Below are 12,455 nucleotides of genomic sequence, written 5' to 3'. Positions count from 1 at the left end.
CGATACGGGCATCCCTTTCGGCCATCATCATCCAGGGGGCATACGCCGTCCGGATCGGCATGTACCGTGCAGTGCTGACGGCATGGCATCCGGGCGTGCGGCACGACCCCTCCCCTCGGCCCGCCAGGTGCCGAAGCGCAGAACACCACCGTTCCCACTTCGCAAGCGGCGATCCCCTGTACGGCTGGACAAGGGAGTACTGGGTGACGAAGCAGCATCGAACGATCGTGATCATCACGGAGGGCGCGGCTCCCGCCCTGCTGGACCGCTGGTGCGAGGCGGGTGCCCTGCCCGGGTTCGCCCGGCTGCGCCGCGAGGGCGCGCACGGCCCCCTGGCCGCGGAGGGCACCCCCTACGAACCACCCGGCCTGCTCAGCGTGCTCACCGGCAGGCGGGCCGCCGACCACGGCTTCTTCTCGTACTGGACCTGCCACGATCCCGAATACACACCGCAGGTCCTCGGCTCCGGGGACCGCCGTCACCCGCTGCTCTGGCAGCACCAGGCGTTCGCCGGGCTCAGGTTCGCCAGCATCGGGCTCTTCGGAACCCATCCGATCGAGCCGATGGACGGCGCGCTGATCAGCTATCCGATGTACGCCACCCTGCACGCCTGCCACCCGCGCGACCTGCAGCGCCGGCTGGCGAAGCAGGGCATCCGGCCCGTGCACGACGTCTCCATCTTCTGGACCGGCCAGCCCCGCGAGGAACTGCTGCCCCGGCTGCTGGAGGCCGACCGCCAGCGCGGAAAGGCCGCCCTCGCGCTGCTGCCCGAGTCCGACGTCGTCATCGTCAACCTGACCAGCATCGACCGCACCTCGCACATCTACTTCCAGGAACTGGACCACGGCCCCGAACACGACCGGGACAGCGCGGTGTTCGCCGCGTACCGCACCTGCGACCAGGTGATCCAGGACGCCCTGGCCGTCGCCGACGATCACACCGACGTACTGGCCTTCTCCGAGATCGGCTTCGGACCGCTGCGTGCCTACTGCTCGATCAACGACCACCTGGCGGAGGCCGGCCTCCTCGCCACCGGCGCGGAGGGCCGCGTCGACTGGTCCGGCACCCGCGCCTTCGAGGCCGTGCAGGGCACCCACGGCGTCAACATCAACGTCCGCGACCGGTACAAGCACGGCACGGTCGGCCCGGCCGAGTACGAACGGGTCCGCGACGAGGTGCGCGGCCTGCTGCTGGACACGGTCAACCCCCGTACCGGCCGGCCCTACTTCGCCGCCGTGCAGACCCGTGAGGAGGTGTATCCCGGGAGTGCGACCGCGGGTGCGCCCGACCTGATCCTGGAACCCGCCGACTGGCGCTACCTCCCGCTCGGCGACCCGCAGTGGGCGGGCCATGTGCACCGGACCTGGCAGAGCGGCTGGCACCGCAGGGAGTCCTACTGGGCCGGGCTCGGCCCCGGTTTCGCCCCGGCGTTCACCGACGGCGTCCCCGCCGCCCCGGTCGACATCCCGGCCACCCTCGCCGCCCTCCACGGCCGCCCGGTCCCGGCCGACTGGCCGGGCCGCCCCCTGGGTGCTCCGGCCTGACCGTCCGACGCGGCTCCGCCACCGGCCGTCCGGCGTCTCCTCCGTCTCCCCCTTCTCCTGGAGGTCCGCGCATGCGCGACTCACGACCACCCGAACGGCGGCGCGAACTCCGCCGTACCGTCACCGCGCCCCCGGCCGGGACCGACCTGGAGGCGCTGGCCCGCGAGGCGGACCACGTCGTGTGGGAGCCCCCCTCGGCCGACACCCTCCCCTGGGCGGTGCCGGCCGGCCGTACCCCCCGGGAACTGCTGCGCGCCGCGCTCACCGAGGGGGCGATCGGCGGGCCCTGGGAGCGTGGTTTCCCGCGGTACGCCTGGCACCGCACCGGCGATGTCGTCCAGGAGTTCCGGCTGGCCGGCGCGGAACCCGGCCGCTACACCGGCTACACCCTGCACCCGAGCGAATGGCCGGAGGGACTCGCATGAGCACGCTGCCCGAGTTCTCGCTCGTCTGGAAGTGGCACGACCCGCCCGTGCAAGCGCGTGACGAGCGGACCGTGACCTGGGCCGACGTCGAGATGAGCATCGGCACCCTCGCCCCGCTGACCACGGTCGAGGACCCGGCCACCGGCACGGTACGGCCGTACACGACCGGCTCGCTGTACCCGCTCGCCGAGTGGATCGCCTTCAACTGGTGGTCGCTGACGGCGGACGCCCGCCCCGGCACCCAGATCTCCCAGCTCCGCTTCGCCTACAAGAACGGCGTCGGCGACCAGCGCGGCTCCTGGTGGCAGCGGTCGCGACGGCACGTCATGCGGGCCGCCTGCGACGGATTCCGCTGGCCGGACGTCCTGTTCGTGCCCGAGGGGCGGCAGACCCGGATCGTGTGGATGCCGGACGGCGGCCCCGACCCCCGGCCCGGCCCCCGCTACCTCGGACGCGGCAACCTCCTCGTCGGCTCCGAGGGACTCACCGAGACCCTGCGCGGCCTCGTGGACGCCGTCGTCGCCCGGCTGGCCGAATGGGGCGTCGACGACACCCCGCTCCAGCGGGAGTGGACCGCGCTGCGCGGCACCGGCGAGGACGAGGCCGCCTTCTGCCGCGCCGCGGCCCGGCTCGGCCTGGACCCCTACACGGAGGCCGGGCCCTACGCCGACGCCATCCAGCGGGTGCTACGGGAACTCCCCGAGTCGCACGCCTTCGACTTCCTCAACGGAGTCCGCCCCGAGCGCATCACCGACCGGCTCGCCTGGCTCGAACGGGCCCGTGCGGTGGCGGGCACCGCGCCCGCCGGGCGTCCGGCCGACCCGGCCGTCACCGAACTGCGCGAGCTGTGCGCCGACCTCCGCGAGACGTTCTTCGCCCCGGGCCGCCTCGACAACGCCTGGCACCTCGGCTACGAACTCGCCCGTCGGGTCCGCTCCTGGGCGGGGGTGGCGGCCACCGAGCGGTTCGAGACCGACGCGCTGCTCACCTATGTCACCGAGCAGACGGCGTACGTCGACCGGGGCCTGGTCGCCTTCGGCCGGCGCGAGGGTGCCCAGGGACCGGTGCTGGTCTCCAGCCGGCGCTACACCGAGCGGCCCCGCCGCTTCCTCCAGGCCCGTGCCCTGTGCCACTTCGTCTGCGACCTCGACACCGACTTCCTCGTCGTCGCCGCGCACACCCACCGCCAGCACCTGGCCCGGGGCTTCGCGCTCGAACTGCTGGCGCCCGCCCGGGGCGTGGCCGAACTGCTGGGCCGGCCGGACGGGCTGGTCACGGCGGAGGACGTCGAGCAGATCGCGGAGGACTACGGCGCCGGCACCATCGTGGTGGAGCACCAACTGGACAACCAGGTACTGGCCCAGGACTTCCCCTTCGTGCCGGTGGAACCCGCCGTACGGCGCGGCACCCCGGACTATCCGCTGGGACCGGCCCGGTGAGCGCCGCCGCGCCGGAGGTCTTCCCCTACCCCGCGGGCCCCGGCGGCACCGTGCCCGCGCAGTACGACCGGCTGCTCGCCGAGGAGCCGGTCCTGCGGGTCGGGCTCGCCGACGGCAGCGCCGTCTGGCTCGTCACCCGGGACGCCGACGTCCGGACCGTGCTGACCGGGCCGGCCTTCAGCCGGGCCCGGGCCGCCGCACTGCCGGGCACCGGTCTCGGGCGGGGGCAGGGCACCGGGATCGTGGACCTCGACCCGCCCCGGCACACCGCCTTCCGCTCCCCGGTCGCCGCGGCCTTCTCCGCCGAGCGCACGGTCCGGTGGCGGGCCCGCGTCGAGGAGATCGCCGGACAGCTCGCCGCCTCCCTCGGACGCCTTCCGGACCCCGTCGACCTGGTGGGCTCCTACACCGCCCCGTTCGCCGGCCGGGTCGTCTGCGAACTGCTGGGCTTCGACGGGGACCGGTGGCGGGAGATCACCGGTGACGTCGAGGCGCTGCTGATGTCCGGCGGCGCCGACGGACCGGAGCAGGAGGCCTGCCGGACCCGGCTGGCGGAGGCGTTCACCGGCCTGCTCGACGAGCGCCGGGCGCGCGAGGGCGACGACGTCGCCGGAGTCCTGCTGGGGCTGGACGACCCGGAAGCGGAGGGCGGGAAACTGACCGACGAAGAGCGGATCGTCCTGCTCCACGGGCTGGTCATCTCCGGCTTCATCGGGGTGCGGGATTTGCTCGCCCGCCACCTGTACGGCGTGCTGGCCGACACCGGCGTCCGGGACCGGCTGGTAAGCCGGCCGGAGCTGATCCCGGGCGCCGTGGCCGAGTTGCTGCGGTTCTACCCGTCCAGCAACGACGGCCTGCTGCGGGTGGCCACCGAGGACGTCGAGCTGTCGGGGACGCGCATCCCGGCCGGTGCCGCGGTGCTGCCCCTGGTCTCGGCCGCCTGCCGTGACCCGCGTGTGCTCGACCGGCCCGGCGAACTGGACATCGAGCGTCCGCAGACGCCCACGCTCGCCTTCGGCGCCGGACCCCACCGGTGTCCCGCCACCGACCTGGTACTGGTCCAGCACGCGGCCGGCATACGCGAGTTGCTCGCCGCCCACCCCCGTATCGGGCTGGCGGTGGAGCCCGGCGACGTGGCGCACACCTCCCGGTTGCTGCCGCTCGGGGTGGCGGCGCTCCCGGTGCGGCTCGACACGGCACCGTGAGCCGGGAGTCCGCGCCCGTGCTGCTGTGGTGCGTCTCCACCCGGGCCCCCGACCACGTGGTGCGCGCCGCGCGGCTCCTGTTGCCGGCGGCCGACCGGAACCGCATGGCACAGCTCAGGTCCCGGGCGGACCAGGACGCGTTCGCCCTCAGCCGGGCGGTGCTGCGCCGCTGCCTGGGCGCCCTCACCGGCGAGGCCCCGGCGCGGGTGCGATTCACCCGGCAGGACAACGGCAAACCCGAGGTGGCCGGCGCCGGGCGGGACACGGGCCTGGCCTTCAGCCTCTCGCACACGGCGGGCCTGACCCTGCTCGCGGTGACCTGGGGCGGCCCGGTCGGCACCGACGCCGAACGGGTACGGCGGGTCGCCGCCGCGCGGATCGCCGCCCGGTACTTCCCCGGCGACGAGGCCGCCGCCGTCGCGGCGCGTACCGGTCCCGAGGCCTGGGACCTGTTCTTCCGGATGTGGGTGCGCAAAGAGGCGTGTGTGAAGGTCTGGGGCGGCCGGCTGCGGGAGGGCCTGCGGACCCCCGTGCACCCGGCCGCCCCCGGCCCGGCGACCGTACAGGGGCCCCAGGGGCGGCTGTGGCGGGTGTGGGACCTGGCGTGCGTGCCCGCCCCGTACCGGGCGGCGGTCGCCCTGCCCGGGGGTGCCGGCCCCGGCTCGCTGACGGTGCGCCGGGTGACGGCCGCGCAGGTGCTGGAGAGCGGGCCGGCCGCCGGGCGGGGCCGGCGCTGCGCCCTGGCCGCACCCTGACCCGCACCGGCGAAGCGCACGAGCCCGACGAGGAGAAGGCAGATGGCAGAGCACTTCCCGAGATACGTGGACGGCGGTCCGGCCCCGGCGCAGGACGGCGCCACCTTCCGGACGTTCGAACCGGCCACCCGCCGCCACCTGGCCGACGTGCCGCGGTGCGGCCCGGCGGACGTCGAGACGGCGGTGGCGGCGGCCCGCCGCGCCTTCGACCGGGGCCTCTGGCCCCGGATGGCGCCGGACGAACGCGCCGCGGTGCTCCGCCGGATCGCCGAGCGGATCGCCGCGGAGTCCGGCCGCCTCGCCGAGCTGGAGGTCCGCGACAACGGCACCACCGTGCGCAAGGCCCTCGGCGCCGACGTCCCCGGGGCACGCGCCGCGTTCGCCTGGAGCGCGTGGTGGGCCGAGCGGCTGCCCACCCGGCTCGGCCGGCCCGGCACCACGGAGGGCCGCTCGCCGCACTACCTGCGCTGGCAGCCGCTGGGCGTGGTCGCCGCGATCGTGCCCTGGAACCTGCCGCTCCTGCTGGCGGCCTGGCGCATCGCCCCGGCCATCGCGGCAGGCAACACCTGTGTGGTCAAACCGGCGTCGTTCACCTCGCTCACGGCGCTGGAACTGGTCCGGCTGATGCACGAGTGCGGGCTGCCTCCCGGCGTCGTCAACGTCGTCACCGGCCCCGGCGGCACCACGGGGGACAGCCTGGTCCGGGCTCGCGGTGTCGACCTGGTGGCCTTCACCGGATCGGACGCGGTGGGGGAGAGCGTGCGCAGCGGCGCCGCCGGGGCCGGGGTGAGCACCCGGCTGGACCTCGGCGGCAAGTCGCCGAACGTGGTCCTCGCCGACGCCGACCTCGACCGGGCCGCGGCGGGCGTGGCGTGGAGCATCTTCCTGCACAACGGGCAGGTGTGCATGGCCGGTTCGCGGGCCGTGGTGCACACCGACGTGTACGACGGGTTCGTCGAGCGGATACGGCGACGGGCGGGTGCGCTGCGCCTGGGCGACCCGCTGGACCCGGACACCGACCTCGGCCCGCTGGTCTCCCGCAACCAGGCCCGCACCGCCCGCCACTTCACCGAGCGCGGTCTCGGTCAGGGCGCGCGGCTGGTGTGCGGCGGCCGGATGCCCGAGCCCGGGGAACTGCCCGAGGGACTGGACCCGGGCGCCTACTTCCTGCCGACGGTGCTCGCCGACGTGGCGCCGGAGGACACCGTCGCCCAGGAGGAGATCTTCGGGCCCGTGCTTTCGGTCCTGCGGGCCCGGGACGACGCCGACGCCGTGCGGGTCGCCAACGCCTCCCGGTACGGGCTGAGCGCCGGCGTCTGGTCGGCGGACGCCGAGCACGCGCGTACGGTCGCCGAGGCCCTGCGTGCCGAACAGGTGTGGATCAACGACTACCGGCTGGTCGACCTCGATCCGCCGCCCGCGACCGACGGGCCGGCCGGTACCGCCTGGGACCGGGTGACCAATGAACTGGACGCCTACCGCAGCCGCCAGGTCGTCGTCGACAGCACCGACGGACCGCCCGGCCTCGCCCCGACCCCCTACCACCTGCTCGGTTCCGGCCTGCCGCCGGCCGTGTCCCGCCCGCGGAGTACCCCATGAAGATCGGCATCGCGTTCCCCAACACCGTCCCCGGCGCCTCCGGGGCCCTCCAGACCCGGTGGGCCGTACGGGCCGAGGAGCGCGGCTTCTCGTCCGTCGCGGCGACCCACCGGCTGTGCTACCCCGGCCACGAGCCGCTCGCCGTGCTGGCCGCCGCGGCCGGGGCGACCTCGCGCATCGGGCTGTCCACCAACATCCTCGTCGCCCCGCTGACCACCGCCGCGGTGCTCGCCAAGGAGGCCGCCACCGTCGCCTCCCTGGCCGGGGACCGGGTCACGCTCGGCCTGGGGCCCGGGGTGCGCGCCGATGATTTCCGGGCGGCCGGGCGGGACTTCGCGGGGCGGGCCGCGGTGTTCGACGCCCAGCTGGCCGAACTCGCCCGGCTCCGCGCGAAGGGCGGCACCGGTGAGCTGCCGGGGGCGGTGCCGCCGGTGCTGGTCGGCGGGGTGAGCCGGGCCGCCGTCAGACGGGCGGTGCGCTGGGCCGACGGCTGGACCGCGCCCGGTCTGGAGCCCGAGCGGGTGGCGCCCTGGGCCGAGGAGGTCCGCGCCGCCTGGGACAGCGCGGGACGCGCGGGACGGCCCCGGCTCGTCGCGCTCTCCAGGTACTGGCTCGGCGAGGACGTGGCCGAGGAGGCCGCCGCGTTCGTCCGGCAGTACTTCCAGGTGCTCGGCGCCGAGGCGGATTCCTTCGTCGCGAAAACTCCGAGTACACCGGAAGGCATCCGCGATCAGGTCGGCCGGCTGGCCGCCGCGGGATTCGACGAGGTGATCTTCCATCCGACCGCGGCACGGCTCGCGCAGGTGGACCGGCTCGCCGACGTCCTCATTCCCTGAACTCCGCATCCGTCCCTTCCACGCGCCCCGCGCCGCTGATAAATTCGACTTCATGTCTGCCAACCTGACGAGCGACAAACTGAAGGCTGCGGAGGATCTCCAGGAACACGGCTACTGTCTGCTTGAATGCCCGATATCCGAGCGGGATTTCAAACAGCTCAGAAAACGCCTCCTCGACGTGGCGAAAAAGGAACGGGAGGACGGCAGCGCATTTCTCTACGACGGTGGAAACCAACGGGTGTTCAGCCTGCTGAACAAGGGCGAGGAATTCGAGCGCAGCGTCCGTGAACCCCTGGTTCTGCAGTTGATGGAGGAGGTGCTGGGCTTCAACTTCCTGCTGTCCAGCACCCACGCGAACATCGCGGGCCCCGGCGGGGCCTCCATGAACGTCCACGCGGACCAGACGTTCGCCCGGCCACCGTGGCCGCCGTACGCGCTCGTCGCCAACAGCATGTGGATGCTGGACGACTTCACCGAGGACAACGGCGCCACCCGGCTGGTCCCGGGCAGCCACCTGCTCGGCCGACAGCCGGACTACGACCTCGGCGAGGGGGACGTGGAGACGATCCCCGTCTGCGCCCCGGCGGGCAGCGTCATGATCTTCGACGGGCGGCTGTGGCACCAGACCGGGGCCAACGTCACCGACCGGCCCCGGCACGGCATCCTGAACTACTACTGCCGCGGTTACGTCCGGCAGCAGCAGAACTTCTTCTCCGGCCTGAAACCGGAGGTCATCGAGCGCAGCGACGCCGGGATGCGGCGGCTGCTGGGCTTCGAGAACTACTTCGCCCTCGGACTCGCGGACGGCCTCGAATGAGTACGGCGGCCGTGGACACCGGCCGGTTCCTCCAGGCGCCGGGACCCGATCCGGTGCTGCGGCTGGTGGTGCTGGACCCGGCCGGCGTCCTGGGGCCGGGGCTGCGCGAGGCACTGCGACCGGAGGCGGCGGTGCTGCGGGCCGCCCTCGAGGACCCGCTCCCGCCTCCGTCGGCGACGGCCGGTGGCCTGCCCTGGGCGCTGCTCGCCACGGCGGACGGGGGCCACGAGGGCGACATCGCGGCGGCAGCCGTCCGGGCGGTCCGGGCGGCGGGGACGCCTCCGTCCCGGGTGCTGTTCCACACCGGGCGGACGCTCGGCGCCGGGGACACGGCGGCACCGTCCGGCGGCCCGCTGCCGTGTCCGGTCTCCCTGCTGCTGACCGACCCGGGCACGGGGGCCGTGGGCGCCTGGCAGCGGCTCGCCCCGGACGGTTTCACCGTACGCGTCCTCGGCTCCGACGCGTGGACGCCGGCCGGCCTGCCGGTCACGGCCCGGCTCATCAAGGAGGAACTGCGCATCTGGCCGGCGTGAACCGGCGCCGGACGGAGCCCCGCTCCCCCGCGGGGCTCTCTCCCGGACCGGCCCGCGGGTGTCAGGCCGTCAGGGCCCCGTACAGCTCCTGCGGGCTGCACTTGCGCAGGTCCAGGTCGGGCGGGAGGTCGAGGCCGAGTTCCTCCTCCAGGAGGATGGCCAGTTCGATCATGCGGACGGACTCCACGGAGACCTGGCTGCCCAGCGGGACGTCCGGGGCCAGCTCCGTACCCTCCAGTCCGAGCCCCGTCACCACGGCGGTCAGGAACTCCGCCATGCTCGGCTGGCCGGGCGATGCTTCGGTCATGGCCGGGTTCTCCTCTCGGGCGTGGCCCGGCAGTACGGCGTCCCCGGGGCGGCCCGGGGCCCGCAGCGGCACGTCCTGGACGTAGGGAAGACCGAGGCGCAGGGCGGTCTCGGCCTTGGTCAGCTCGCCGCCGAGGTAGCCGGCGTGAGACGGGTCGGTGATCACCCCGGCGCGCAACAGCCCCAGCAGCATGGACTCCGCCCGGACACCGGCCATCTCGTGCCGGGGCGTCAGGTCGTCGTCGTAGTGGCGCAGGACGATCCGCCGGGCCCGCCGGTCCAGGCTGATCACCACGAACCCGTCCAGGACCTGGCTGAGCCCCACCCGCCGGCCGCCCGCCCGCAGCCGGCGGAAGCCCGGCACCGGGCGGTACGGGCCGTCGGCCGAAGCCGCCCGCGCGTCCGGGGCCGGCGGGCGGGCGGCGCGGAGGCGGGCCCGCAGTCTCCGCACGATCTCGCCGAGCACCAGCGGATCGCGCTCCCCGCGCGCGTCCACGACCTCCACCCGGGCCCGCAGCCTCTCCACCTCGTGCAGCGGAACGGAGCGGAGCACCGGCAGGTAGCCGGCCGCTCCGACGATCCTGCGGCGCTCGGGGTCGACGCCGTCCCGGAAGAGAGCCAGCAGGCTCTGTCCGGCGAGGAACCGCGGTGACTCCTTGCCGCAGACGACCAGCCCCCGGATCGCCGGCCGGCGCGCGAGGGTGCGCAGCAGCTCCTCGATGCCGAGGTTGGCCGTCATCAGCGTGCCGGCCAGCGCCACGCCCGGCAGCGCGGAGAGGGGCGCCACCAGCTCCCGGCTGCTCAGGCTGCAGACCGCGATCTGGTCCTCCGCGACCCGTTCACCACGTGGCACCGGTGCCCTCGCCGGTGTACGTGCGCGGCAGACCGCCAGGACGCACCGGTGGCAGGGTGGAGCTGATCTCGGACACCCGGGCTCCGAGCCGGGTGAGCCGCTTGCCCACCCGCAGCTGCTCCGAGCGCATCTGGTCGAGCCGGTCGCGGAAGTACTGCTCGACCTCCACGACTTGGCGCTCCTGCTTGTCGGCGTCCAGCGATTCGTTGAGCACCGCGTCGAGGTTCGCCATGAAGAAGGCGTAGTTGAACTGCCCCATCTCCTGGCGGACGGCGTGCACCCGCTCCTTGAACTCCTCCATCACCTCGTCCACACCGGGCAGCTTGCGGAAGCGGCGCTGCAGCCGGGAGATGAAGGTCTGCAGGACCACGTTGTAGGTCTCGAACTCGAACACCGCGGACTGCTCGGTGATGACCCCGCGCCGGTGGTAGTCCTCGTTGTTGTAGAGCCGCGCGAAGTGCTTGGCCAGCAGCCCGACCTTCTCGTCCGCGAAGGAGTAGCCGTACGGGTCGAGGCTGTCGCGGTAGCTGTGGTCGAGCAGGTCGTCGGATTCCAGGCGGTGCACGATCGCGGTACCCGGGTAGATCTCCAGCCGCTCGGTCATCCGGCGCAGGTTGTGCCCGGCGTTGTCGCGCAGGAACCGGGCGTTGGCCGTCAGGGTGTCGACGGTGGCGTACGGGTGGAAGGGGATGAAGCCCATCGCCAGGTAGATGCCGTGCTCACGCAGCATCCGGATGATGGTGACGTTATCCTCGACCGTGGCGCGCTTCTCCCACAGCAGGAGTTCCTCGGCGGTGCCGGCCTCGATGCCGACGTTGACCTTCTCCAGCCCGGAGGCGGTGAGCAGGTCGAGGAGCGCGTGGTCCTCGGGGGTGTCGTGCCAGTTCTCGGCCCGCATGCAGACGTTGTAGTAGATGTCCAGGCCCCGGTCGAGGATGCCCTGGGCGATGGCGGCGACCCGCTTCTTGCCGACCCGGCCGCCGTCGGGGTCCTCGAAGGTGGAGTCCACGAAGTCGAAGGTGCGGAAGTTGTGGCGCTCCACGATCTGCGCCACCTCTTCGACGATCTGCTCGGGCCCGCGTCCGCGCCACGCCTTGCCGGCCTGTACCCGGTTCTTCAGATGGGGTGCCGAGCAGAAGGCGCAGTTGGCGACGCAGCCGCGGCTGGTGCTGACCCGTACGTACTCCAGCTTGTCGCCGTGCTGGCTCAGCTGGTCCCGGGCCGGGAACGGCAGCACCTCCAGGTCGTGGATGAGGGGCCGGGCCGGGTTCTGGCGGATACCGCCCTCACCGTCCCGGTAGCAGACCCCGGGGCAGTCGGTGAGCGGTTCCTTCAGGTACAGCCGCTGGGCGAGGTCGAGGATGGTGGGCTCGCCCTCGCCGACGGCGACGATGTCCGCGTACGGGTTGTTGCGCAGCACGTCCTGGCCGGCGAACGTACCGGCCGGGCCGCCGCAGGCGATCGGCGTGTCCGGCAGCACCTCGCGGATCTGCCGGCAGAGGCTGACGCAACTGGTCGTGTTCAGGCTCATCAGCGTGAAGCACACCAGGTCCGGCCGGTACTCCCGCAGGTGGGCGACGACCGCCGCGTGGTGCTCGTCGCCGTGCTCCACCTCCCTGATCTCGGCCGTGAAGCCGACGTGCCGCAGGGCGCTGGCCATGTAGGCGACGCCGAGGTGCTCCGGCGACATGACGAGGTCGCCGTCGAGCAGGATCAGGAAGCTGACCTTGAACGAGGCGGGATCGGTGACCCGCGGGTCCAGCGAGAGCTCGAACTCTCCCGGTTTCCGGCGGGGGCTGCGCGTTTCGAGGGTGACGTCCTGAATCATCGGCTCTCCAGGGAGACGGGGTCCGGGCACTCAGGCCGGCTCGTTGGCGGGTTCTCCCTCCCGCACCCGGCTGATGACGTACTCGGCGAGCAGGTCGAGGTCGTCGATCAGCTTGATCGAGAGGTCTTCGTCGGCGATCTCCACGCCGAACTCGCTCTCCACCCAGATCAGGAACTCGATGGTGTTGATCGAATCCAGTCCCAGCGCCTGGACGAGCCCCTTGTCGGGGACCTCGGACGGCTCGATGGACAGTTCGAGGGAGTCGACGAGCACCTTGCGCAGCCGGTCCTTCGTCTCCTGCAGTTCCATGTCGCG

At 73.4% G+C, this 12,455-nt stretch carries 12 protein-coding genes; 9 read left to right on the top strand and 3 right to left on the bottom strand.

All coding sequences use genetic code 11. The features are described from left to right. Positions 1 to 203 precede the first annotated feature (203 nt). The 9 genes from Sdagh_RS04080 (at position 204) to Sdagh_RS04040 (ending at position 9,153) form a co-directional block, all read left to right on the top strand. Complete coding sequence (locus Sdagh_RS04080) at positions 204 to 1,544, top strand: alkaline phosphatase family protein (RefSeq protein ID WP_190012113.1); 1,341 nt, start codon at positions 204 to 206, stop codon at positions 1,542 to 1,544. A 71-nt stretch (positions 1,545 to 1,615) separates the two neighbouring features. Continuing rightward, positions 1,616 to 1,969, top strand: a complete 354-nt coding sequence (locus tag Sdagh_RS04075; RefSeq protein WP_189422586.1) for a hypothetical protein — start codon at positions 1,616 to 1,618, stop codon at positions 1,967 to 1,969. Further along, on the top strand, positions 1,966 to 3,408 hold the full coding sequence (locus tag Sdagh_RS04070) for a M78 family metallopeptidase domain-containing protein (protein ID WP_190078375.1): 1,443 nt from the start codon (positions 1,966 to 1,968) through the stop codon (positions 3,406 to 3,408). The genes Sdagh_RS04075 and Sdagh_RS04070 overlap by 4 nt, the downstream gene beginning before the upstream one ends. After that, positions 3,405 to 4,613, top strand: a complete 1,209-nt coding sequence (locus tag Sdagh_RS04065; RefSeq protein ID WP_190078376.1) for a cytochrome P450 — start codon at positions 3,405 to 3,407, stop codon at positions 4,611 to 4,613. The genes Sdagh_RS04070 and Sdagh_RS04065 overlap by 4 nt, the downstream gene beginning before the upstream one ends. Continuing rightward, complete coding sequence (locus tag Sdagh_RS04060; RefSeq protein WP_189422580.1) at positions 4,610 to 5,368, top strand: 4'-phosphopantetheinyl transferase family protein; 759 nt, start codon at positions 4,610 to 4,612, stop codon at positions 5,366 to 5,368. Before Sdagh_RS04065 ends, Sdagh_RS04060 begins: the two co-directional genes overlap by 4 nt. Before the next feature lie 42 nt (positions 5,369 to 5,410). Next, entirely contained in the window at positions 5,411 to 6,967 is a 1,557-nt protein-coding gene (locus tag Sdagh_RS04055) for an aldehyde dehydrogenase family protein (RefSeq protein ID WP_190078377.1), read from the top strand. Further along, on the top strand, positions 6,964 to 7,803 hold the full coding sequence (locus tag Sdagh_RS04050; protein ID WP_189422576.1) for an LLM class flavin-dependent oxidoreductase: 840 nt from the start codon (positions 6,964 to 6,966) through the stop codon (positions 7,801 to 7,803). Before Sdagh_RS04055 ends, Sdagh_RS04050 begins: the two co-directional genes overlap by 4 nt. A 52-nt stretch (positions 7,804 to 7,855) precedes the next feature. After that, the gene (locus Sdagh_RS04045; RefSeq protein WP_189422574.1) at positions 7,856 to 8,620 is read left to right on the top strand and encodes a phytanoyl-CoA dioxygenase family protein; all 765 of its coding nucleotides are present in this window, start codon (positions 7,856 to 7,858) and stop codon (positions 8,618 to 8,620) included. Then, positions 8,617 to 9,153, top strand: a complete 537-nt coding sequence (locus tag Sdagh_RS04040) for a hypothetical protein (RefSeq protein ID WP_190078378.1) — start codon at positions 8,617 to 8,619, stop codon at positions 9,151 to 9,153. The genes Sdagh_RS04045 and Sdagh_RS04040 overlap by 4 nt, the downstream gene beginning before the upstream one ends. Before the next feature lie 61 nt (positions 9,154 to 9,214). On the opposite strand, the gene Sdagh_RS04035 is transcribed toward Sdagh_RS04040, so the two are convergent. From Sdagh_RS04035 to Sdagh_RS04025, 3 genes are read right to left on the bottom strand one after another with little or no spacing between them, the layout of a single operon-like run. Continuing rightward, the gene (locus tag Sdagh_RS04035; protein WP_190078379.1) at positions 9,215 to 10,312 is read right to left on the bottom strand and encodes a DUF4346 domain-containing protein; all 1,098 of its coding nucleotides are present in this window, start codon (positions 10,310 to 10,312) and stop codon (positions 9,215 to 9,217) included. Further along, entirely contained in the window at positions 10,299 to 12,140 is a 1,842-nt protein-coding gene (locus Sdagh_RS04030; protein WP_189422568.1) for a B12-binding domain-containing radical SAM protein, read from the bottom strand. Before Sdagh_RS04030 ends, Sdagh_RS04035 begins: the two co-directional genes overlap by 14 nt. Positions 12,141 to 12,170: 30 nt before the next feature. Then, a complete protein-coding gene (locus tag Sdagh_RS04025; protein ID WP_189422566.1) occupies positions 12,171 to 12,449 on the bottom strand; it encodes a phosphopantetheine-binding protein in 279 nt (92 codons plus the stop codon). Positions 12,450 to 12,455 lie beyond the last annotated feature (6 nt).

Origin of the sequence: Streptomyces daghestanicus, from assembly GCF_020521275.1 — a bacterium.
Classification (GTDB): domain Bacteria; phylum Actinomycetota; class Actinomycetes; order Streptomycetales; family Streptomycetaceae; genus Streptomyces; species Streptomyces griseoviridis.
The sequence above is the reverse complement of the archived record's forward strand: the minus strand, read 5'-3'. Positions and strand labels throughout refer to the sequence as shown.